The organism is Pseudonocardia abyssalis, from assembly GCF_019263705.2.
GTDB classification, from domain to species: Bacteria; Actinomycetota; Actinomycetes; order Mycobacteriales; family Pseudonocardiaceae; genus Pseudonocardia; species Pseudonocardia abyssalis.
In genome coordinates this window covers 5,135,792-5,158,193 of the sequence record NZ_JADQDK010000001.1, presented here as the reverse complement: position 1 = coordinate 5,158,193, position 22,402 = coordinate 5,135,792, and the positions used below count along the sequence as shown (strand labels likewise).

Below are 22,402 nucleotides of genomic sequence, written 5' to 3'. Positions count from 1 at the left end.
CGCATGTCGTGGCGGGCTGGGACGCTGGGGGGACGTACGACCCCAGGAGCGAACGATGCCCCCCGAACCCCCCGCCCCGGCCTCCACGACCCCGGTGGCGGACTACCTCGACCGACCCGCCCGCGGCGCCACCGAGGACCACCTCGTCGTGCCGCGCTCGCTCGCGCAGTCGATGCCGCTGCGCTGGCAGCAGGTGTTCGTCGGCCTGCTCGCCGACCTGCACGACGCCTACGGCGACCTCCCCTGGCCGGACTACCGCGTGGTCCCGAGCCGCTGGGAGCTGCTCACCGACCTCGACGAGGAGCAGCTCGCCGCCGCCGGCTACCACGCCGACCTGGGCGCCGACGGCGAGCTGGAGTACCGCGACGCGCGGGACGAACCGGTCACGAACCCGGCGGCGCACCGCGTACTGGCCCCGGTGGACGACCCCCTCCCCAGGTCGACGGGCGGCCGGGTCGAGCCCCGCCCCGCCGCCCCCCTGTAGGAGAGCCGGGCCACACCTCCCGGGGCGATCCGGGATCGCGGAACAAGCGCGCCCCCTCCGCCGTTGGACGGTTCGAGCAAGTTGAGCCAGACCCACTCAACCCGAGTGGACAGGTCGTGGCAGACTTGAGCCGGACCAACGCAAGGCAGAGAAAGAGGGGCATCACCATGGCTCGTGCGGTCGGGATCGACCTCGGGACCACCAACTCCGTCGTCGCCGTCCTGGAGGGTGGCGAGCCGACGGTCATCGCCAACTCCGAAGGCGCGCGGACCACGCCGTCCGTCGTCGCGTTCGCCCGCAACGGCGAGGTGCTCGTCGGGCAGTCGGCGAAGAACCAGGCCGTGACGAACGTCGACCGGACGATCCGCTCGGTCAAGCGCCACATCGGCACCGACTGGAAGACCGGCGACGTCGACGGCAAGACCTACTCCGCGCAGGAGATCAGCGCGCGCGTGCTGCAGAAGCTCAAGCGCGACGCCGAGTCCTACCTGGGCGAGGACATCACCGAAGCCGTCATCACCGTCCCCGCGTACTTCGAGGACGCCCAGCGCCAGGCCACCAAGGAGGCCGGCGAGATCGCGGGCCTCAAGGTGCTCCGCGTGGTCAACGAGCCCACCGCCGCCGCGCTGGCGTACGGCCTCGACAAGGGCGACAAGGACCAGACGATCCTGGTGTTCGACCTCGGCGGCGGCACGTTCGACGTGTCCCTGCTGGAGATCGGCGAGGGCGTCGTGGAGGTCAAGGCCACCAACGGTGACAACCACCTCGGCGGCGACGACTGGGACGAGCGGATCATCACCTGGCTCGTCGACAAGTTCAAGAGCAGCCAGGGCATCGACCTGACCAAGGACAAGATGGCCGGTCAGCGCCTCCGCGAGGCCGCCGAGAAGGCCAAGATCGAGCTGTCGAGCCAGAACACGGCCACGATCAACCTGCCCTACATCACCGTCGACGCGGACAAGAACCCGCTCTTCCTCGACGAGACGCTCTCGCGCTCGGAGTTCGAGAAGATCACCGCCGACCTGCTCGACCGCACGCGCAACCCGTTCAACCAGGTCGTGAAGGACGCCGGCATCTCGGTCGGCCAGATCGACCACGTCGTCCTCGTCGGCGGCTCCACCCGCATGCCGGCCGTCACCACGCTCGTCAAGGAGCTCACCGGCGGCAAGGAGCCCAACAAGGGCGTCAACCCGGACGAGGTCGTCGCGCTCGGCGCGGCCCTGCAGGCCGGCGTGCTCAAGGGCGACGTCAAGGACGTCCTGCTGCTCGACGTCACCCCGCTGTCCCTGGGCATCGAGACCAAGGGCGGCGTGATGACCAAGCTCATCGAGCGCAACACCACGATCCCCACCAAGCGGTCGGAGATCTTCACCACGGCCGACGACAACCAGCCGTCCGTGCAGATCCAGGTGTTCCAGGGCGAGCGCGAGATCGCGGCGTACAACAAGAAGCTCGGCATGTTCGAGCTGACCGGGCTGCCGCCCGCGCCCCGGGGCGTGCCGCAGATCGAGGTGTCGTTCGACATCGACGCCAACGGCATCGTCAAGGTCTCGGCCAAGGACCAGGGCACCGGCAAGACGCAGGACATGACGATCACCGGTGGATCCGCCCTGGGCAAGGACGAGATCGACCGGATGATGCGCGAGGCCGAGCAGCACGCCGAGGAGGACAAGAAGCGCCGCGAGGACGCCGAGGTCCGCAACCAGGCCGAGTCGCTCGTCTACCAGACGGAGAAGTTCCTCAAGGAGAACGACGAGAAGCTCCCGTCCGACGTCAAGGACGGCGTGCAGGCTGCGGTCACGGAGACCCAGGAGGCCCTCAAGGGCACCGACTCCGAGGCGATCAAGGCCGCGTCGGAGAAGCTCGCCACCGAGTCGCAGAAGCTCGGCGCCGCGCTCTACGCCCAGCAGGAGGGTGCCGCCGCCACCGGTGACGCCCCGGGCGCCGACGGTGCACAGTCCCAGGCCGACGACGACGTCGTCGACGCCGAGATCGTCGACGAGGAGAAGGACCGCACGTGAGCGACCACGACCGCAACACCGAGGGTGAGCCGGTCGTGGTCCGGGACCGGCGCCGGGTCGACCCGGTGACCGGTGAGGTGCGCACCCCGGCCGAGGAGGAGTCCCCGGCCGGGGGCGCGACCCCCGGCTCGACGCCGGCAGAGGAGGACGTTCCCGTGAGCGAGACCGGCCTCGACCCCCGGGTCGAGGAACTCACCGCCGAGGTGGCCGAGCGCACCGCCGACCTGCAGCGGGTCAGCGCGGAGTACGCCAACTACCGGCGCCGCGTCGACCGCGACCGGGAGTCGGTGCTGGTGGGGGCGCGGGTGCAGTTCGTCTCCGAGCTGCTCACGACCCTCGACGACATCGACCGGGCCGCCGCGCACGGCGATCTCACGGGCCCGTTCAAGTCCGTCGCCGACAAGATCGTCGCGGTGGCGCAGAAGCAGGGCCTGGAGCCGTTCGCGGCCGACGGCGACCTGTTCGACCCGTCGCTGCACGAGGCCGTCCAGCACGAGAGCGGCGACGTGGCCGGGCCGTCGGTCGCGGTCGTGTCGTCGGTGCTGCGCCGCGGCTACCGCATCGCCGACCGCGTCCTGCGGCCGGCGATGGTCACGGTCGTCGACCAGGCCGTCGACCCGTCCGCTCCCGACCTGGTCGAGAGCCCCGAGCAGTAGCGAGAGGAGCGAGGCGACATGACCCAGCGCGACTGGATCGAGAAGGACTTCTACCGTGAGCTGGGCGTCTCCTCCGAGGCCACCGGCGAGGAGATCAAGAAGGCGTACCGCAAGCTCGCCCGCGAGCTGCACCCGGACGCCAACCCCGGTGACCCGAAGGCCGAGGCCCGGTTCAAGACCGTCTCCGAGGCCTACGGGGTGCTGTCGGACGACAAGAAGCGCAAGGAGTACGACGAGACGCGCGCGCTGTTCGCCGGGGGCCGTGTCCCCGGCGGCTTCGGCGGCGGCGGCTTCCCGGGAGGCGGGGGCGGGGCTCAGGGCTTCGACCTCGGCGACATCTTCGGGCAGGCGCAGCGCGGCGGCGCCGGGGCCGGTGGTCTCGGCGACATCTTCGGCGACATCTTCGCGAACCAGGGCGGCGGCCGCCGCGGGGGCGCCCCCTCGGGGGCCCGCCGCGGCGCCGACGTCGAGACGGAGCTGCGCATCGACTTCGTGCAGGCCGTCCGGGGCGCCGACGTCCCGATCCGGCTGTCGTCGCCGGGCCGCTGCGACCGCTGCGGCGGTACCGGGGCGAAGCCGGGCAGCACGCCGCGCCAGTGCCCCACCTGTGACGGGGTGGGCCTGGTCAGCCGCAGCCAGGGCGCGTTCGCGTTCTCCGAGCCGTGCCGCGACTGCCGCGGCACCGGCCGGCTGATCGACGACCCGTGCCCCGAGTGCGGCGGCGACGGCGTGAGCACCCGCACCCGCCAGATCACCGTCCGCGTCCCCGCGGGCGTCGACGACGGCAACAAGGTGCGGCTGAAGGGCCAGGGCGAACCCGGCCGGGGCGGTGCTCCGGCAGGCGACCTCTACGTCACGGTGCACGTCACGCCGCACCGGCTGTTCGGGCGATCCACCCGCAACGCCGACGACCTCACGCTCACCGTGCCCGTCACGTACCCGGAGCTCGCTCTGGGCAGCACCGTGACGGTGCCGACGCTGGAGTCCACCGTGTCGCTGCGGATCGCGCCCGGCACCACGTCGGGGCGCACGTTCCGCGTCAAGGGGCGCGGGGTGGAGCGCAAGACGTCGAAGGGCGATCTGCTCGTCACAGTCGAGGTGGCGGTGCCGAAGTCCCTCGACGACACCGCCTCCGCGGCGCTGCAGTCCTACGCGGAGGCCACGAAGGGCTTCGACCCGCGGGCCGACCTGCTCAGGGACGTCCGGTGAACCTGCCGCTCGGCCCCTCTCCCGACCAACCGGTCTTCGTGATCTCGGTGGCCGCGGAGCTGGCCGGGCTGCACGCCCAGACGCTGCGCAGCTACGACCGGCTGGGGCTCGTCAGCCCCGGCCGGTCAGCGGGAGGCGGGCGGCGCTACTCCGCGCGCGACATCGCCCTGCTCCGCGAGGTGCAGCGCCTCTCCCAGGAGGAGGGCGTCAACCTCGCGGGGATCAAGCGGATCATCGAGCTCGAGCAGCTCGTCGACGAGCTCCGCACCCGGCTCGACGAGCTGGCCCAGGAGGTGCTGGCCGCCCGCGCCGCCACCGAGCAGGCCACCGCCACCGTGCACGCCTCCTACCGGCGCGATCTCGTGCCGGTGGAGCGGAACCAGGCCCTCGTGGTGTGGCGGCCGAAGCCGCGGAAGTGAATCTCAGTCCATCGTGAACGGGTCGTAGCGGATGCGGTCGAGCGGCGTGCCCGCCACCAACATCCGCGAGACCGTGGCCCGGATCATCGACGGCGAGCCGCAGACCAGCACGTCGTGGTCGGCCCACGCGCCGTAGCGGGTGACGACGTCGGCGAGCGTGCCACGCTCGGCACCGGTCTCGTCGTCGTCGGACTCCACCACGGGGACCACGTCGAGCCAGTTGTTGGAGTACGACAGCTTGCGCAGGGCGCCGAAGTCGTAGAGGTCCTCCCAGGTCCGCCCACCGACGAACACCTGCGTGCGGGGCCGCTTCGGCTGGGCCACGAGGTCCTCCAGCAGTGCCTTGAGCGGCGCCATGCCGGTGCCTCCCGCGATCATCAGCAGCTCGCGGGTGGACTCCTTGTCGATGCTCATGCGGCCCATCGGGGGGCCGATGCGCCAGGTGTCGCCGATGCGGGAGTGGGCAACGATCGCGCGGCTGACCCATCCGCTGTTGACGGCGCGGACGTGGAAGTCCAGCGTGCCGTCGGGGCGGGGGGCGTTGGCCGGGGAGAGGTAGCGCCACAGCCGGGGACGCTGCGGGGTCTCGACGCTGAGGTACTGACCGGCCCGGTACGGGATCGGCTCGCTGGTCTGCACGGTGATGACGGCGAGGTCCCAGCCCAGGCGCCGGTGCCCGACGACCCGGCCCAGCCACGACGCCGGGCCGCGCTCGTTCTGCGCGGCGGTGCGCATGGCGTTCGCGACCACGACGTAGGCGTCGGTCCACGCCTTCTCGACCGGAGGGGTCCAGGCGTCGCCGGCGAACTCGCCGATCGCCGACACCAGGGCCGCACCGACCGCGTCGTAGTGCTGGGTGAGTACACCGAACTTGCGGTGGTCGCGCCCGAGCTGTTCCAGGAACGGCACCAGGTCGTCGGGCTGGTCGACCATCTGGACGACGTGCACGAGCGCCCGGAGCAGGCGGCTGCGCTGCACCTCCATGTTGACCGGGAAGAGGTCCCGGGTCTCGGGGGCGCGGCTGAACAGCGTGGCGTAGAAGTGGCGGCCGACGTTCTCCGCCTGCGGTTCGACCACCGCCCAGCTGGACCGGATGACCTCGACCATCCCGGTCGCCTCGCTGCGGGTCTCACCGACCGTGGGGAGATCGGCGGTGAGCAACTGTTCAGCGGTCATCGACGGCCGGCTCTCTCTGCTCGTGGTGGACCTGCGTCGGGGAGCGGTGACGCGGGGTGCTAGCGGGTCAGCCTAAAGCACGGACGGGGGGGTGACGCCACCCAGGCGACCGAGTCCGCGCGTGACCGGAGGTGGTCCCGGATGGCACGGTGGGGGTGTGACGTCGCGCAACTCCCCCCTCTCCCGCCGTCCGCCGGCGGCACCCACCGAGGTCACGGCACCGGTCGAGCCCCACGACCAGCCCGGTTCCGAGGGCGAGCACGCGCTCCAGTGCGCGTACGGCACCGCCGACCGCGCCGGGAAGTTCTACGCCGAACAGGTGAGGGACCGACTGCTCCCCGCGATGGCCGCCTTCGTCCGACGGATGGAGATGGTGTTCGTCGCGACCTCCGATTCCCGCGGTGAGTGCGACGCCTCGCTGCGGTCCGGTCCGCCCGGGTTCCTCGCCGTCCTCGACGACCGCACGCTCGCCTACCCGGAGTACCGCGGCAACGGTGTGCACGCGAGCCTGGGCAACATCTCGGAGAACGCGCACGTCGGGCTGCTGATGCTCGACTTCGAGCACGACCGGATCGGGCTGCACGTCAACGGCACCGCGCGGATCGTCGACGCGGAGCCGTTCCACGCCGCGCAACCGGACGTCCCGCGCGACCCGGCCCCCGGACGTCAGCCGGACCGCTGGGTCGTGGTGGACGTCGAGGAGGCGTACGTGCACTGCCGCAAGCACATCCCGCAGATGCAGCGCGTGCCGCTGCGCCGGGCGTGGGGCACCGACGACCCGGCCCGCAAGGGCGGCGACTACTTCGGGGCGAAGGACAACCCCTGATCAGGACCGCCGGTTGCGGCGGGCGAGCCCGACGACCACCGCGACCACGGCGAGCAGCGCCAGCACCCCCCACACCAGCACCGCGATGACGGCGACGCCGGTCACCGCCACCAGGGCGAACAGCCCCACGCACAGCACGAGCGCGACGCCGGTGAACGCGAGCGGCCGGTCGGCGCGCACCGCGGCGAGCGTGGCGGGCCGGGTGCTGGGCGGCAGGTCCCGGACCGTGCGCCAGGTCAGGAACGCGACGACGGCGAGCACCAGCGCGCCGGCGATCCGGACCGCATCCGTCGGCGTCGCGCCGTCCTGCGCCCCCACCCCGATCACGACGAACACCGCCACGACCAGCACGATCCGCAGCAGCCAGGCCAGCTGCCACAGCACGGCGGCGATGTTGCCCAGCACCAGCGGCTGCGTCGGGTCCATGGTGCCCGCCTCCACCAACCCACGGAGGGCGTCGCCGGGGCGGCGGGAGTGGAGGTCGAGCACGGCGAGGTCGTGGCGGGCCGCGGCGTTGTCGGGGTCGAGCCTCAGCGTCTCGGCGTAGGCGCGGCGGGCGGTGGCGGTGTCGCGGCGCTGGGCGGCGATGTCGGCCAGCCGCAGGTGCGCAGCAGGCTCCTCCGGGGCGAGCGCGACGGCCCGCAGCGCCACCTGCTGGGCGTCGTCGAGGCGCCCGGCCAGCTGCAGGACGGTGGCGTAGCCGAGCGCGGCGAACGGCTCGTTCGGAGCGAGGCTCACGGCCGCGTACCCGGCCTGCAGGGCCTCGGGATGGCGGCCCAGCCGGGCGAGCAGCACCCCGCGGATGCGGTGCACGCGCTCGTCCTGAGGTGCGACGGCCGCAGCGGCGTCGGCCGCGGTGAGCCCGTCGGCGTTGCGCTCCGCGGACAGCAGGACGGCGGCCAGCTCGGTGAGCACGGCCGCGTCCTGCGGGTCGACGGCCAGCGCCTCACGCGCGATCCGCTCGGCCTCGTCGAGCCGGCGCAGCGTCCGGAGCTGCGCGACCCGGGACGCGGCGCCGCTCACAACTTCCGGTTCCGCTTGAGGTAGGCGGCCAGGTCGTCGTAGCTCCCGTCGGTGTTGGCGAACGCGACGACGTTGCGGGCCGTGCCGAACCACGGGCCGGTGCTCGGCCGGACCTCGCGCAGCGCGGCGTCGAAGTCGGGCATCCCGACGGGCCGGATCGAGCCCAGGCGCACCGAGTCGGCCAGCGCACGCTCGACGGCGGTGGTGCACAGGTGGGCGAGGTCGGCGCCGGAGAAGTGCTCGGTGGAGCGGGTGAGCCGGTCGAGGTCGATGCCGCTGACGGGCCGGTCGCGCAGGTGGTGGCGCAGGATCGCCGCGCGGGCGGGCGGGTCGGGCGGCAGCACCAGCAGCATCCGGTCGAAGCGGCCGGGGCGACGCAGCGCGCTGTCGACGTCCCACGGGTGGTTGGTGGCGCCGAGCACGAACACGCCCTCGTTACGGCCCGCGTCCATCTCCGCCAGGAGCGTGTTGACGGTGTTGCGCATGCTCGAGGAGTGCGTCAGGTGCGAGCGCTTCTGCCCGAGCGCGTCGACCTCGTCGAAGAACAGGACGCACGGCGCGTTGCGGCGCGCGGCCTCGAAGACCTGGGTGAGGTTGCGCTCGCTGGAGCCGGTGTACATGTCGAGCACGTCGGAGATCCCGACCTCGTAGAACGACGCCCCCAGCTCGCCCGCGACGGCCCGCGCCACGAACGTCTTGCCGCAGCCGGGCGGGCCGTAGAGCAGCAGTCCGCCGCCGGTGCTCGTGCCGAACGCCTTCGCCAGCTCGGGGTTGCGCATCGGGCCGAGCAGCGTCAGCTCCAGGCGCCGCTTGACGTCCTCCATCCCGCCGACGTCGGCGAGGCGCAGCGACGGCCGCTCGACGTCCTCGGTGACGGCGTCGGGACGGAACTCCTGCGTGAACTCCTTCTGGGCGAACTCGGGAACCGGCCCGATCTCCTCCTCCGCGCGCCCCCAGTCGAACGGCTCCGGCTCGACCGGGCGCGCGATCGCGGCGGTGAGTCGCTGCAGCATCGCGACGGCCCCCGGGTCGCCCGGCGCGCGGGTCAGCGCCTGCGTCACGTGCGCGAGCGCCTCGGGGAGCCGGTCGCGGGAGGCGAGCAGGTCGGCGACGTGCAACCGCAGCGGCACGTCGTCGGGGGTGGCTTCGACCGCCGCGAGGAGGCTGGTGAGGAGGGCGTCGTCGGGCACGTCCCCAGTATGGCGACGCCGCCCGGGGACCCTCCCGGTGATAGGACAGGCGCATGACCCCGACGCGCGTGGCGCAGTTCTGCGACCGGTTCGGCCTGCGGATCCCGGTCCTGTCCGCCCCGATGGCCGGGGCCTGCCCGCCTTCGCTCGCCGTCGCCGTCGCGGAGGCGGGCGGGATGGGCGCGGCCGGTGTGGTGCTCGACGGCCCGGAACGCATCGCGGGGTGGACCGCGGAGTTCCGGGCGGGCTCGGCCGGGGCGCTGCAGCTCAACCTGTGGATTCCCGACGAGCCGGTCGACGACCCCGCGGGTACCGCCGCCGCGTCCGCGTTCCTCGACCGCTTCGGCACCCCCGGCGGCCCCGGACCGGCCGCCCCGGTGTTCGCCGAGCAGTGCGACGCGGTGCTCGCGGCCCGGCCCACCGCCGTCTCCTCGATCATGGGGGTGTTCGACGCCGCGTACGTCGGGCGGCTGCACGCCGCGGGCATCGCCTGGTTCGCGTGCGCCACCACGCTCGACGAGGCACTCACCGCGCAGGAGGCCGGCGCCGACGCCGTCGTCGCGCAGGGGATGGAGGCCGGCGGGCACCGGGGGACGTTCGCCCCGGCCGCCGCCGAGGCCACGACGGTCGGCCTGTTCGCACTGGTCCCGCGCCTGGCCGACGCGCTGGACGTCCCGGTGATCGCCGCGGGCGGGATCGCCGACGGCCGGGGCGCGGCGGCCGCGATCGCGCTCGGGGCGAGCGCGGTGCAGGTCGGCACGGCGCTGCTGCGCAGCCCGGAGACCGCGATCGCGGCGGAGTGGGCGGCCGCGCTCGACGGGCTCGCCCCGGAGGCGACCGTCACCACCCGGGCGTACACCGGGCGCCTGGCCCGCGCCGCCCCGACGCCGTACGTCACGGCGTGGGCCGCCCCCGACGCCCCGGCCCCGGCGCCGTACCCGCAGCAACGCGCGCTCGTCGCCCGGATGCGGCGCGGGGAGCCGGGCAGGCTCGACCGGTCCAACCACTGGGCGGGGCAGTCGGCGGCGCTCGCCACCGCGGAGCCGGCGGGCGAGGTCGTGACGCGGATGTGGCGGGAGGCGGAGGCCCTGCTCGGGTGAGTTCGCCTCGACGGTCGGGGAGTAGGCGCGGTGGCGCCGGCGTCCCGGCTGAGCGGACGCATCCCCAGCCGCATGGGCACCGATGAGGAAGTCGGGCCGGGCCGACGTGCGGGCACCGCGCGCCGCGGCGATGGTCGCGCAAGCACCGGGTCGCGCAAGCACCGGGTCGCGCAAGCACCGGGTCGCGCAAGCCACGATCTCGGCGGTGCCCAGATCGACGTCGGCCTCGCCGAGCAGCGCCTCGACCATCCGGCGGCCGAGCGCGGTTCGTGTCGGACCTGCGGGGGGCGTGGTGATCTGACCCCTGGCGCCGATACGCACCAGGGAATCCTACTTGAGCGGAACACACTCAACTTTCCTGACGTTAGGAGAGTCGATGGGCACGATAGATGCCCTGGCGACACGCAGGAGGACCCGAGCGGATGGACTCGTTCAACCCCACCACCAAGGCCCAGCAGGCCATCTCCGCCGCGGTGCAGGCCGCAGCGCTGGCCGGTAACCCCGACGTCGGCCCGACCCACCTGCTCGGTGCACTGCTCGCACAGGGCGACGGCATCGCCGCGCCCCTGCTCACGGCCGCGGGCGCCGACCCGGCCGCCGTGCGCTCCGAGCTGGCCCAGCTGGGCAACCGACTGCCCTCGGCGTCGGGCTCGACGGTCAGCGCCCCGCAGCTCAGCCGCGACGCGCTCGCCGCGATCACCGCGGCCCAGCAGCTGGCCACCGAGATGGGCGACGAGTACGTCTCCACCGAGCACCTGCTCGTCGGGCTCGCCTCGACCGGGAGCCCGGTGGCGCAGCTGCTCGGGCGCCACGGCGCCACCCCCGACGCGCTGCGCGAGGCGTTCAGCAAGGTCCGCGGCTCCGCGCGGGTCAGCAGCCCCGACCCCGAGGGCACCTACCAGGCGCTGGAGAAGTACGGCGTCGACCTCACCGAGCGCGCCCGCTCCGGCGAGCTGGACCCGGTGATCGGGCGCGACACCGAGATCCGCCGCGTCGTGCAGGTGCTCTCGCGGCGCACCAAGAACAACCCGGTGCTGATCGGCGAGCCCGGCGTCGGCAAGACCGCGATCGTCGAGGGGCTGGCGCAGCGGATCGTCGCCGGTGACGTGCCGGAGTCGCTGCGCGGCAAGCGCGTCGTCTCGCTCGACCTCGGCTCGATGGTCGCGGGCGCGAAGTACCGCGGCGAGTTCGAGGAGCGGCTCAAGGCGGTGCTCAAGGAGATCACCGACTCCGCGGGCCAGGTCGTCACCTTCATCGACGAGCTGCACACGATCGTCGGCGCGGGCAACGCCGAGGGTTCGATGGACGCCGGCAACATGATCAAGCCGATGCTGGCCCGCGGCGAGCTGCGCCTCGTCGGCGCCACCACGCTCGACGAGTTCCGCCAGCGCATCGAGAAGGACCCCGCGCTGGAGCGGCGCTTCCAGCAGGTCTACGTGGGCGAGCCGTCCGTCGAGGACGCCGTCGGCATCCTGCGCGGGCTCAAGGAGCGCTACGAGGTGCACCACGGCGTACGGATCACCGACGCCGCACTCGTCGCCGCGGCCACGCTGTCCGACCGCTACATCACCGCACGCTTCCTGCCCGACAAGGCGATCGACCTCGTCGACGAGGCAGCCTCGCGGCTGCGCATGGAGATCGACTCGCGGCCGGTGGAGATCGACACCGTCGAGCGGTCGGTGCGCCGGCTGGAGATCGAGGAGATGGCGCTGGCGAAGGAGTCCGACGCCGCGTCCGTCGACCGGCTGGCCGCTCTGCGTGCCGAGCTGGCCGAGAAGAAGGAGACGCTCTCCGCCCTCACCGCGCGCTGGCAGAACGAGCGCGGCGCGATCGAGGACGTCCGCGAGCTCAAGGAGCAGCTGGAGTCGCTGCGCGGGGAGTCCGAGCGCGCCGAGCGCGACGGCGACCTCGGGCGGGCCGCCGAGCTGCGCTACGGCCGCATCCCGGAGTTGGAGAAGCGGCTGGCCGCGGCCCCGGTCTCGACGGGGGCCGACCTCATGCTCAAGGAGGAGGTCGGGCCCGACGACGTCGCCGACGTCGTCTCGGCCTGGACCGGCATCCCCGCCGGCCGGATGCTGGAGGGCGAGACCGCGAAGCTCCTGCGCATGGAGGACGAGCTGGGCAAGCGCGTCGTCGGGCAGACCGAGGCCGTGCGCGCCGTCTCCGACGCCGTGCGTCGTGCCCGCGCGGGCATCGCCGACGAGAACCGGCCCACCGGCTCGTTCCTGTTCCTCGGGCCCACCGGCGTCGGCAAGACCGAGCTGGCCAAGGCGCTCGCCGGGTTCCTGTTCGACGACGAGCGCGCGATGGTGCGCATCGACATGAGCGAGTACTCCGAGAAGCACTCGGTGTCCCGCCTCGTCGGCGCCCCTCCCGGCTACGTCGGCTACGACCAGGGCGGGCAGCTCACCGAGGCCGTGCGGCGCCGCCCGTACACCGTGGTGCTGTTCGACGAGGTCGAGAAGGCGCACCCGGACGTCTTCGACACGCTGCTCCAGGTGCTCGACGACGGCCGCCTCACCGACGGCCAGGGCCGCACGGTCGACTTCCGCAACACGATCCTGGTGCTGACGTCGAACCTCGGCTCGGGCGCCAACCAGGACCTCGACGACACCGAGCGGCGCCGGTTCGTCATGGACGCGGTGCAGCGGCACTTCAAGCCGGAGTTCCTCAACCGGCTCGACGACGTCGTGGTCTTCCATGCGCTGTCGACCGAGGAGCTGACGCACATCGTCGACATCCAGCTCGACGTCCTGCGCACCCGGCTCGCGAAGCGGCGCCTGACGCTGGACGTGTCCGACGCCGGACGCGAGTGGCTGGCGATGAACGGGTTCGACCCCGTCTACGGGGCCCGGCCGCTGCGGCGGCTGGTGCAGAGCTCGATCGGCGACCAGCTCGCGAAGGAGCTGCTATCCGGGGAGGTGCGCGAGGGCGACACGGTCCGCGTCGACCTCGACCCGACGGCGGCGGGGGGAACCGGCGGCCTCCTGGTCGGGAGGACCCTCCCGGCGAAGGCCCTCTGACCCCGCGCCACGCCCGCGCGGGCAGCCCGCCCCGCGGACCGCAGTGGGGTGGCTCTGCTCCGACCTGGTTGGAGTGGAGCCACCCCACTGCAACGCGCGCGACGCGGCCGCGCGGCGGGGCGGCGCGCGACGCGGCGTGTCGCGGTTCCCGGGTTCCGCCACCGCGCGGGGCTAGGGTCAAAGCCGTTCAGTTAGTCCGGTGGCTGGGCTGTCAAGATCGGTTCTATCTCGATGGTGATCAGCGCGGGGCGGCTGGGGCCGCGGTGGCGGCCTTTGGCGGTGCTGGCGACGTACTTGGAGATCGCGCGTTTGACCACGCGCGGGTTGGTTCGGACTCGGCGGGCGGGCAGGAGCTGGTCCAGGACGTGGCGGCCGATCGTGCCGACGAGGTCGAGCACGGTGTCGGCGATGATGCCGGCGGCGGCGATGAGCTGGTCACGGGCGGCGTGGCGGGCGACGGTGAAGCTACCGCGGTCGGGATCGACGTCGGCTCGGTGCAGAGTGGTGTCGCTGATCGCGATCCGCAGCACCTGGTAGGTGATCAGCAGGGCGTAGATCTCCTGGGCGACCCCGGTCGGGGTGCGTGAGCGCAGGACCCGCCCGCCCAGGCTGGTGGACTTGAGCTCGGCGAAGCAGGTCTCGATCTCCCAGCGTTCGTGGTAGAGCCCGACGATCTCGACCGCGGGCACGTCGGGGTCGAGCACGGTGGTGACCAGCCGGTAGGTCTCGGTCCGGGCGCTGTCGCTGGTGGTGATCGTGACCTTGGCGGTGACCACTCGGACCTCGACCCGGCCGATCCGGGACACCGACGACCCGTCGGCCAGCGTGCGGCAGATCGGGAGTCGGCGGTGGTTCTTGACCCGGACCAGCACGTCCGCGCCGGTCGCGGCCAGTGCGGTGATCCAGTCGGCGGCGGCGAAGTTGCGGTCGGCGAGCACGATCATCCCGGCCCGGGTCGATGCGAGCAGCTGTGGGGCGTAGCCGAGTTCACCGACCCGGTCGGTGCCGAACACCGCGTCGATGATCGTGCGGGTGCCGCACGCCACCAGCGCCAGAACCCGCACCATCGGATAGCCGGTGGTGGTGCCGTGCGAGCTGCCGCCCTTGCTGAACTCGGTCAGGTTCGCCGGGGTGTCCGGGCAGCACAGGATGGTGCCGTCCACCGCGGTGACCAACCGGCCCCGCCAGAACACTCCCGGGCGGGCGGCGCGGGCGGCGCCGATCTGCACACAGCCGGTCTCGGCGCCGCGCAGCAGGTCGAACAGCACCCGCAACGGCGCCACCCCCACCCGGGCTCGGGCGGCGGCCAACGCGCTCGCGCTCGGGGTGGCCACCCCCAGCCCGTCCAGGCCCGTGCACAGCCGCGCCCAGACCTGTGACCAGCCGATCTCGGTGAACAACCCGGCCGCGAGCAGGAGGTAGACCACCACCCGCGAGGGCAACAACCGCAGCCGCCGCTGCACGCTGTGGGTCTCGACCAACGCGGCATCGACCATCTCGAAGGGCACAATCCGGGTCAACTCGCCCAGATGACCAGGAGCGAAACACCCACCGGCCACGGTGACGACCCGGGTGATGACAGAATTCGCGCTCAGCGGAGCTCCCGGTGGTGTCGAGGCTGTCTTGGAGGACGCCCTCTCCTACCGGAGCTCCGCTCCCATCTCCGGCAACGACACGCCGCAACAAGATCCTTGACCAGCAGCCGCGACCGCTAACTGAACGGCTTTGGGGCTAGGGTGCCGCCGTGGGCATTCCGTCGGGCGTGTGGTTCGTCATCGCCGTCATCGCACTGCTGGTCGGCATCGCGCTGCTGGTCCTCGACCGGCGCCGGGCCGACGGGGGCGGGGCGCGCGACCGGCGCCGCTGGGCCGCGGCCCGCGGCTGGGAGTACCTGGACAGCGATCCGGTCCTGCCCAGCCGCTGGCGCTACGGCACCATCCACCAGGGCGGGCCGGGCATCGCCCGCAACCTGATCAGCGGCGACGTCCCCACCCCCGACGGCCCGCGCCAGGCCTACCTGTTCGACCACGAGCAGGCCGGGCGCCTCAGCTCGGTCCTCGCCGCGGTGCAGGTGCGCAACCCGGTGCCTGCCGCCGTCGAGCTCCGGCTGCCCTCGGCCCCGCTCCCCGACGACGCCGGTCTCGACCTGCTCGAGCCCGTGGGCGCCCGCTACGCGTTCGTCGCCGACGCCGAGGCCGTGCGCCCGCTGCTCACCCCGCGCCTGGCCAAGGCCGCCGACGAGGTCGGTGACGACGTCGAGCTGCTCTGGGCCGAGGAGGCCTGGGTGCTCGCGACGGCGCCGCTGAACTCCACCGTCGAGCGCCTGCAGGACCTGCTCGCCGACCTGTCCGAGGTCGCGACCGCCCTGGAGCGCGCCGACCGCAGCACCACCCCGCACTAGCACCGATGCCCACGGCCCTGGTCACCGGCGCCACCGCCGGCATCGGTGCGGCGTTCGTCTCACGGCTGGCCCGCGAGGGCCGCGACCTCGTGCTCGTCGCCCGCGACCGCGAGCGCCTCGACGCCACCGCCGCGTCGCTCACGGGCGTCGACGTCGAGGTGCTGCCCGCCGACCTCGCCACCCCCGACGGCCGCGACGCCGTGGCCGAGCGACTGGCCGGTGCGCCCGTCGACCTGCTCGTCAACAACGCGGGCTTCGCGATGCGCGGCACGTTCCTGGAGTGCGCACCCGACGACCTCGCGCGCCAGCTCGCCGTCAACGTCGAGGCGGTGCTCCTGCTGACCAGGGCGGCGCTGCCCGGGATGGTCGCGCGCGGGCGCGGCGGGGTGGTCAACGTCTCCAGCGTCGCGGGGTTCCTGGCCGGGCGTGGATCCACCTACAGTGCCGACAAGGCGTGGGTCACGGCGTTCACCGAGGGGGTCGCGGCGACGCTGCACGGCACCGGGGTGCGCGCGATGGCGCTGTGCCCGGGGTTCGTGCGGACGGAGTTCCACGAGCGCGCGGGCATCGACGTCGGCACGCGCTCCGGACCGCTGTGGCTCGACGCCGACCGGGTCGTCTCCGACGCCCTGGCCGATCTCGCGAGGGGGAAGACCGTGTCCGTACCGAGCCCGCAGTACAAGGCGATCGTCGCGCTGGCCGACGTGCTGCCGCGTGCGCTGATGCGCCGGATCACCGCCACGTTCGACCGGGACCGCACATGACCTCCCCTGCGCAGGCGAGCGCGGAGCTCGCCGAGCTGGCCGCACTCGTCCGCGAGCTCGGCGTGGTGCACGGCAAGGTCACGCTGTCCTCCGGCGTCGAGTCCGACCATTACGTCGACCTGCGGCGCGTCACGCTGCACCACGCCGCCGCCCCGCTGGTCGGGCGGCTGATCCGGGTACTCACCGCCGACTGGGACTACGTCGCCGTCGGCGGGCTGACGCTCGGCGCCGACCCGATCGCCGACGCCGTGCTGCACGCGGCGTCCGTGGAGCCCGACGCCGCACCCGTCGACGCGTTCGTGGTGCGCAAGTCCACCAAGGAGCACGGGATGCAGCGGCTCATCGAGGGCCCCGACATCACCGGCCGCCGCGTGCTCGTCGTCGAGGACACGTCGACGACCGGGGGCTCGGTGCTCACCGCCGTCCGCGCCGTCCGCGGGGCGGGGGCCGAGATCGTCGGCGTCGCCACGATCGTCGACCGCGACACCGGCGCCCGCGAGGCCATCGAGGCCGAGGGACTCGCCTACCGCGCGCTGCTCGGACTGCCCGATCTGGGTCTCTAGGGCTGTCTAGTCGGTTACCTGCCGGCAACCGTTCGGGCGATCCGCCGCGCCGTTTCGTGACGCATACTCGTGCATCACGAGAAGGTCACGGCGGGAGGCCCTCATGCGGTTTCGCACTGGTCAGCGTTCCGTCGCCGCTCTGGTCGTGGCCGTTGTCGGCACCCTTCTGACCGTTTCGTGTGGTTCGCCGGAATACAACTACGTCGCGAACTCCGACGATCGCACGTACGTCCGGCTGCCCGTCGCATGGCAGGCCGTCGACGAGACCGAGCTGGCCACCTCGCTGGGTCTCGACCCGAGCCTGACCGCCGACGAGCAGGGCATCTGGCTGGAGGGTTACGACGCCGATCAGCTGCCCTCCAGCACGCACCTCCTGGGCCCGCACGCCCCGGCACCCACCGGGCTGCTGCTCGTCCAGGACGTCCCGCAGCCGATGCGCGGGCAGTACTCCCTCGATCGTCTCCGCGACCTGTTCCAGCCGACGTCGGCGAGCGGGCGCCAGCAGCTCGCGTCCAACCCGGGTACCGCACTGAGCGACTTCGCGCTGCTCGCCGACGAGGTGCTCACCCCCGGCGACGGCATCCGCGGCGTCCACGTCGTCTACCGCTACCGGGTCGCAGGCGGCCCCATGCAGGTGTTCGACAAGACCGCGTACGTCAACGACGACGCCAGCAAGTTGTACGTGTTCGTCGCCCGCTGCTCGTCGGAGTGCTACGGGCAGCGCCAGCAGGAGATCGAGCGGGTCGTCTCCTCGTTCACCGTCCTGGAGGGGTCATGACCACCACCGAGACAGCCGAGGGCCTCACCCCTCCCGACGGGCACCCGACCCCGAAGCGCCCGACGCGCAAGCCCGCGGCGCCGTGGGACCGCGTGCGGCTGCTCCTTCTGCTGGCGCTCGCGTGGTTCGTCGTCGTGTGGTCGGCGATGGCCGACAACCCGCTGCTGCCCTTCGTCGACGCGATGCGCATACACCTGGTCGAGTCGCAGTGGCTGCTGTGGCTCGCGGGCGCGGAGGTCGTCCGCCAGCTGCACTTCCTCGTCAGCGAGCGGTCCGCCGGCTACCACCGGTTCTGGTCGCACACCGTGTTCGGCGGCACCGACCGCCAGCTGCGCCGCAGGCTCTCGGACTGGTCGCGCTTCCGGCTCTCCCGGCTCCTCAAGTGGCTGGCGTTCATCACGCTGTTCGCGCTGGTCGCGGCGCAGATCCTGGAGACCAGCCCACCGCTGGCACTGTTCGAGGCACCCGCGCTGCTGTTCTCCGCGCTGCCGTTCGTCCTGCAGCTCTCGTTCGGGTTCCTGTTCGTCGCGGTGCAGTTCGGCGGCCTGTTCTGGCTGCTCTCGCGCGGCGGCGTCGACACCTACTACCCCGACGACATCTCCACCCGATTCCACGACGTGTGGGGCCAGGACCACGTGGTCGACCGGATCAAGGAGAACATCCTGTTCCTGGAGGACCCCGAGGAGATCGAGCGCAAGGGCGGCTACGTCCCGGGCGGCATCCTGCTGTGGGGACCGCCCGGGACCGGGAAGACGCTGATGGCCGAGGCGGTGGCGGGGGAGACCGGGAAGCCGTACGTCTTCGTCGACCCGGGCGCGTTCATCAACATGTTCATGGGCGTCGGGATCCTCAAGGTCAAGTCGCTGTTCCGGAAGCTGCGCAAGCTCTCGCTGCGCTACGGCGGCGTGATCGTCTTCTTCGACGAGGCCGACGCGCTGGGCAACCGCGGCTCGCTGGCCGGCGTCGGGCCGGGCGGGGTGCGCGGGTTCGGCCCGTTCCACGCCGCCGGCTGCCACGGCGCCACCTACCTGTCGAACGACACGCGCTGGATGCTGGCCCGCTCGTCGGCGGCGGCCGGACCGGTCGACACCGGCCGCGACAAGATCATGATGGGTGGCATGGGGGGCGGCGGCGGAGGGATGGGCACGCTGCAGGCGCTGCTCACGGAGCTGTCCGGGCTGAAGAAGCCGCGCGGCCTGATCAACCGCTGGGGCCGGCGGGCGCTGGGGATGCGCCCGAAGGCACCGCCCAAGTACCGGCTGCTGGTGATGATGGCGACGAACATGCCGGAGTCGCTCGACGAGGCGCTGCTGCGCCCTGGCCGCATCGACCGGATCTACAAGGTCGGCTATCCGAGCAAGGCCGGCCGGATCCGCACGTACCGGGGCTACTTCGACAAGGTGCCGCACGAGGTCACCGACGAGCAGCTCGACAAGCTCGCCACGATCACGCCGTACGCCACCGGCGCCACGATCAAGGACCTGGTGAACGAGTCGCTGATCACCGCGATCCGCGACGGTCGCGAGGTCATCGCGTGGCGCGACGTGCTGAAGGCCAAGAAGCTCAAGGACCTCGGCCCGCCCGAGGACGTGGAGTACATCGAGCGCGAGCGGCACGCCGTCGCCGTGCACGAGGCCTGCCACGCCGTCGTCGCCTACCGCACGCGCCACCACATGGAGATCGACCTCGCCACCATCGAGAAGGGCAGCGACTACCTGGGCATGGTCGCGTCGATCCCGCCGGAGGACCAGTTCACCCGGTGGCGCTCGGAGTTCGAGGCCGACATCCTCGTCTCGCTCGCGTCGCTGGCCGGGGAGCGGATGTTCTTCGACGGCGACTCGTCGTCGGGGGTGTCGGGCGATCTGGAGTCGGCCACCGCGATCGCGTCGTTCATGGAGGGCTACTGGGGAATGGGCGCCACCGTGTCGTCGTACTCGACGGCCCGGCGCCTCGAGGTCGGCAGCCCCGGTGGCGGCCGGGGCGCGCCCACCGAGAACGCGGACGCGGTGCTGCGGCGGGCTCTCGCCGACCGGATCGAGGACTCGTTGGCCGACCTGCTGGGCCGGGCCGAGCAGATCCTGCGCGACAACCGGTCGTCCGTGCTCGCCGTGGCCCACGCCCTGGAGACGCACAAGACGCTGACCGGCGACGACATCGAGGCTGTTCTCGACGGCCGCGAGGGAGTCTCGGTCGACGGACGCGATTACCACGACCCGGCCTTCGTCGCGAAGCTCGAGGAGTACCACGCGGCCGCTGCGGGGGCCCACCACGGCCACAGCGCGGTGACCCTCGCCCTCCCGAACGGCGGACGACTGGCCCGACCCGGCTCGGAGGCGGCCGCCACCCCGCACACGGAACCCTGACCACCACCCCGCGAGTCGCCGTTCTCCCGCCCGCGAGTCGCCGCTCCCCGCCCGCGAGTCGCTGTTCCCACGCCCGCGAGTCGCTGCTCCCACGCCCGCGAGTCGCTGTTCCCACGCCCGCGAGCCGCTGCTCCCACGCCCGCGAGCCGCGGAGCACGGCCGGTGTGCGGGTGATCGTCACCGCGGCGGATCATCTTCCGGGTGGAACCGGACGAGCCTCCCGCCCAGGGCACCGGCCCCGAGGGCGCGGATCCCGCGACTCGGGAGCAGAGGAACCGCGACTCGCGGGAGGAGGCGGAACGGGGCGGCGAGGGGGCCGGGCCGAGCGAGTGGGGCGGGTCGGGGCAGGTGGGGGTCGGGCCGTGGCCGGGCGACCGACCCACCGGCGAGCACTACGACCCCGAGCTCCTCGAGCACGGCGACACCCGCAACGTCGTTGATCCCTACCGCTACTGGCGCCGGGAGGCCGTGGCCGCCGACCTGGCCCGGCGGGCGCACCCGTTCCACGTGGCGATCGAGAACTTCGGGCACGACCACAACATCGGCACGGTGGTGCGCACCGCGAACGCGTTCGGTGCGGCGGGGGTGCACATCGTCGGGCGGCGGCGCTGGAACCGGCGCGGGGCGATGGTGACCGACCGTTACCTCGACGTGCACCACCACGAGGACGTGGCCGGTCTACTCGCGTTCGCCGCCGCACACGGTCTCGCGGTGGTCGCCGTGGACAACACCCCTGGTGCGCAGCGGCTGGAGACCGCCGACCTGCCGCGCGACTGCGTGCTGCTGTTCGGCCAGGAGGGCCCCGGCGTGACCGACGACGCCCACGCCGCAGCCGCGCTCACCGTGTCGATCGCGCAGTTCGGCTCCACCCGCTCGATCAACGCCGGGGTGGCGGCGGGCATCGCGATGCACGCCTGGGTGCGGCAGCACGCCGACCTCGACACCGCCTGGTAGGCGCAGCCCCGGTCAGCGCGACCGCACCGCAGTCGTGGGGACCGCACCGGCGCCCCGACGGCGGTGCGGTGGGCGGAACGGCGGTGCGGTGGCGCTCACCCGCAGAACGCGCAGCGGCCGTCCTCCCCGGGCGTCTCGACGAGGTCGTCGGCCGGCACGACCAGCATCGCCGGGACCTGCCCGCCGTAGAGATCGCGCGCGGCGTAGAGCCAGTGCTCGGCCTCCGGGAACGCCAGCAGGTGCACCCCGCCGCTGCGCAGCGCCACGCGCTCACCCGGCTCCAGGATCCGACCCGCGCGCACCAGCTCGCCGAGGTCGTTGAGCACCGTGGCCGCCGTGGCCTGGGAGGTGGCGAACAGGATCAGCTCGGGATGGCCGAAACCGTAGAGCCCGATCGTGTAGACGAACGGGGGCGACTCCTCGTCGCCCAGGACCGCCTGCAACGCCCAGCCGTGGTGCCGGATCGTCTCGCGCTGCCACGCGTCGTACTGGTCGACCTGGTGGATGAAGCGTTCGGTGGTCATGGCGGGCACGGTAGGGCCGACCACCGACAGTTCGGGGCTCCTAGGCTGTGCGCGTGCCCGTCGACCCGTTGACCGCCCCCGCCGTCTCCTGTGTGTTCGTCTGCCACGACGCCGAGGGCCGGATCCTGCTGGCCCGGCGCGGCGCCGGGGCCCGCGACGAGCCCGGCACCTGGGACTCCGGCGCGGGCGCGCTGGAGCACGGCGAGGAGCTGGCCGAGGCCGTGGCGAGGGAGGTCCGCGAGGAGTACTCCGTCGACCCGGTGGCCGTCGAGGTGATCGGCGTCCGCAACGTCCTGCGCGGCGATCCGGTGGCGCACTGGGTGGCCGTCGTGCACGCGGTGCTCGTCGACCCGGCAGGGGTGGCGATCGGCGAGCCCGGCAAGTTCGACGAGCTGGGCTGGTTCAGCCTCGACGACCTGCCGCACCCGCTGCACAGCCAGCTCCCGGCCGCGCTCGCGCTGTTCCGCGACCGTCGGTAGCCCGAACGAGCGGAGTGCGGATCAGTAGACCGCCTCTCCGGGCTTCACGATCGCGAAGGTCCACTCGTTCCCCTCCGGGTCGAGGACCCGGCAGCGGTAGTTCCACTCGGAGTGGTGCGGCTTCCAGACCGGGACCGCCCCGGCCGCGGTCGCCGTCACGAACACCGCGTCGACGGCCGCCTCGTCGGGCACGCTGAGGTATGCGCCGCGGCCGGTGGTCTCGCCCCGCAGCACCGGGTGGTCGTAGCCGGCGCCGTCGTCGCTGAACACCACCACGACCGCCGCGTCCCGACGCGCCTCGGCGTGGGTGATGCCGCCGTGGTCGTCGGGGAACTCGTTGATCGTCTCGAACCCGAAGGCCCGCTCCAGCCAACGCAGGGCGGCCGGGGCGTCGCGGTAGGCGAGGAGGAGGTGCAGGGCGACGGGGCGCGGCGTCGTCTCGGTCATGG

At 72.9% G+C, this 22,402-nt stretch carries 21 protein-coding genes; 15 read left to right on the top strand and 6 right to left on the bottom strand.

Translation table 11 applies throughout. The annotated features are described in order from the left end of the window. Window positions 1-55 precede the first annotated feature (55 nt). From I4I81_RS25325 to I4I81_RS25305, 5 genes are all read left to right on the top strand, one after another. Window positions 56-484 (top strand): hypothetical protein, encoded by a 429-nt coding sequence (locus I4I81_RS25325; protein ID WP_218616382.1) that lies wholly within the window; start codon window positions 56-58, stop codon window positions 482-484. 167 nt (window positions 485-651) lie between these two features. Further along, complete coding sequence (gene dnaK / locus I4I81_RS25320) at window positions 652-2,505, top strand: molecular chaperone DnaK (protein WP_218604958.1); 1,854 nt, start codon at window positions 652-654, stop codon at window positions 2,503-2,505. Continuing rightward, window positions 2,502-3,161, top strand: coding sequence for a nucleotide exchange factor GrpE (gene grpE / locus I4I81_RS25315; protein WP_218604957.1), 660 nt, complete (start codon window positions 2,502-2,504; stop codon window positions 3,159-3,161). The genes dnaK and grpE overlap by 4 nt, the downstream gene beginning before the upstream one ends. An 18-nt stretch (window positions 3,162-3,179) precedes the next feature. Beyond that, a complete protein-coding gene (gene dnaJ / locus I4I81_RS25310) occupies window positions 3,180-4,370 on the top strand; it encodes a molecular chaperone DnaJ (RefSeq protein ID WP_218604956.1) in 1,191 nt (396 codons plus the stop codon). Beyond that, window positions 4,367-4,789: a heat shock protein transcriptional repressor HspR gene (locus I4I81_RS25305; protein WP_275967486.1), complete on the top strand. Its 423-nt coding sequence runs from the start codon at window positions 4,367-4,369 to the stop codon at window positions 4,787-4,789. The genes dnaJ and I4I81_RS25305 overlap by 4 nt, the downstream gene beginning before the upstream one ends. Window positions 4,790-4,792: 3 nt before the next feature. Here I4I81_RS25305 and I4I81_RS25300 read toward each other — a convergent pair whose 3' ends face one another. Beyond that, entirely contained in the window at window positions 4,793-5,965 is a 1,173-nt protein-coding gene (locus I4I81_RS25300) for a globin domain-containing protein (RefSeq protein ID WP_218604955.1), read from the bottom strand. A gap of 157 nt (window positions 5,966-6,122) precedes the next feature. Here I4I81_RS25300 and I4I81_RS25295 point away from each other — a divergent pair, with 157 nt between their 5' ends. Further along, window positions 6,123-6,791 carry a pyridoxamine 5'-phosphate oxidase family protein gene (locus I4I81_RS25295; protein ID WP_226363567.1) on the top strand — a complete coding sequence of 223 codons (669 nt, stop codon included), beginning with the start codon at window positions 6,123-6,125 and terminating at the stop codon, window positions 6,789-6,791. Here I4I81_RS25295 and I4I81_RS25290 read toward each other — a convergent pair whose 3' ends face one another. Beyond that, entirely contained in the window at window positions 6,792-7,814 is a 1,023-nt protein-coding gene (locus I4I81_RS25290) for a tetratricopeptide repeat protein (protein WP_218604953.1), read from the bottom strand. After that, window positions 7,811-9,004, bottom strand: coding sequence for an ATP-binding protein (locus I4I81_RS25285; protein ID WP_218616381.1), 1,194 nt, complete (start codon window positions 9,002-9,004; stop codon window positions 7,811-7,813). Before I4I81_RS25285 ends, I4I81_RS25290 begins: the two co-directional genes overlap by 4 nt. Window positions 9,005-9,057: 53 nt before the next feature. Between I4I81_RS25285 and I4I81_RS25280 the strand changes: the two genes are divergently transcribed. Together I4I81_RS25280 and clpB are read left to right on the top strand one after the other, a co-directional pair. Then, window positions 9,058-10,104: an NAD(P)H-dependent flavin oxidoreductase gene (locus I4I81_RS25280; protein ID WP_218605583.1), complete on the top strand. Its 1,047-nt coding sequence runs from the start codon at window positions 9,058-9,060 to the stop codon at window positions 10,102-10,104. Between the two features lie 422 nt (window positions 10,105-10,526). Beyond that, on the top strand, window positions 10,527-13,127 hold the full coding sequence (clpB, locus tag I4I81_RS25275) for an ATP-dependent chaperone ClpB (protein ID WP_218605582.1): 2,601 nt from the start codon (window positions 10,527-10,529) through the stop codon (window positions 13,125-13,127). Window positions 13,128-13,318: 191 nt separating this feature from the next. On the opposite strand, the gene I4I81_RS25270 is transcribed toward clpB, so the two are convergent. After that, window positions 13,319-14,686: an IS4 family transposase gene (locus tag I4I81_RS25270; RefSeq protein ID WP_226363566.1), complete on the bottom strand. Its 1,368-nt coding sequence runs from the start codon at window positions 14,684-14,686 to the stop codon at window positions 13,319-13,321. A gap of 185 nt (window positions 14,687-14,871) precedes the next feature. On the opposite strand from I4I81_RS25270, the gene I4I81_RS25265 reads away from it, so the two are divergent. The 6 genes from I4I81_RS25265 to I4I81_RS25240 all read left to right on the top strand — a co-directional run bounded on the left by I4I81_RS25265 (window position 14,872) and on the right by I4I81_RS25240 (window position 20,950). Continuing rightward, on the top strand, window positions 14,872-15,528 hold the full coding sequence (locus I4I81_RS25265; protein WP_218605578.1) for a TtfA family protein: 657 nt from the start codon (window positions 14,872-14,874) through the stop codon (window positions 15,526-15,528). Window positions 15,529-15,533: 5 nt separating this feature from the next. Beyond that, on the top strand, window positions 15,534-16,292 hold the full coding sequence (locus tag I4I81_RS25260) for an SDR family NAD(P)-dependent oxidoreductase (protein ID WP_218605577.1): 759 nt from the start codon (window positions 15,534-15,536) through the stop codon (window positions 16,290-16,292). Beyond that, window positions 16,289-16,855 carry an orotate phosphoribosyltransferase gene (gene pyrE, locus I4I81_RS25255; RefSeq protein ID WP_218605576.1) on the top strand — a complete coding sequence of 189 codons (567 nt, stop codon included), beginning with the start codon at window positions 16,289-16,291 and terminating at the stop codon, window positions 16,853-16,855. The genes I4I81_RS25260 and pyrE overlap by 4 nt, the downstream gene beginning before the upstream one ends. Window positions 16,856-16,958: 103 nt before the next feature. Continuing rightward, window positions 16,959-17,633: a hypothetical protein gene (locus tag I4I81_RS25250; protein ID WP_218605575.1), complete on the top strand. Its 675-nt coding sequence runs from the start codon at window positions 16,959-16,961 to the stop codon at window positions 17,631-17,633. Next, entirely contained in the window at window positions 17,630-19,996 is a 2,367-nt protein-coding gene (locus I4I81_RS25245; RefSeq protein ID WP_218616380.1) for an AAA family ATPase, read from the top strand. Before I4I81_RS25250 ends, I4I81_RS25245 begins: the two co-directional genes overlap by 4 nt. A gap of 348 nt (window positions 19,997-20,344) precedes the next feature. Continuing rightward, complete coding sequence (locus I4I81_RS25240; protein ID WP_226363977.1) at window positions 20,345-20,950, top strand: TrmH family RNA methyltransferase; 606 nt, start codon at window positions 20,345-20,347, stop codon at window positions 20,948-20,950. 95 nt (window positions 20,951-21,045) lie between these two features. Here the strand turns inward: I4I81_RS25240 and I4I81_RS25235 are convergent, their stop codons facing one another. Further along, a complete protein-coding gene (locus I4I81_RS25235) occupies window positions 21,046-21,474 on the bottom strand; it encodes a DUF4262 domain-containing protein (protein WP_218604483.1) in 429 nt (142 codons plus the stop codon). A gap of 53 nt (window positions 21,475-21,527) precedes the next feature. Between I4I81_RS25235 and I4I81_RS25230 the strand changes: the two genes are divergently transcribed. After that, on the top strand, window positions 21,528-21,953 hold the full coding sequence (locus I4I81_RS25230; RefSeq protein ID WP_226363565.1) for an NUDIX domain-containing protein: 426 nt from the start codon (window positions 21,528-21,530) through the stop codon (window positions 21,951-21,953). 21 nt (window positions 21,954-21,974) lie between these two features. Here I4I81_RS25230 and I4I81_RS25225 read toward each other — a convergent pair whose 3' ends face one another. Further along, window positions 21,975-22,400 (bottom strand): VOC family protein, encoded by a 426-nt coding sequence (locus I4I81_RS25225; protein WP_218604484.1) that lies wholly within the window; start codon window positions 22,398-22,400, stop codon window positions 21,975-21,977. Between the last annotated feature and the right edge of the window lie 2 nt (window positions 22,401-22,402).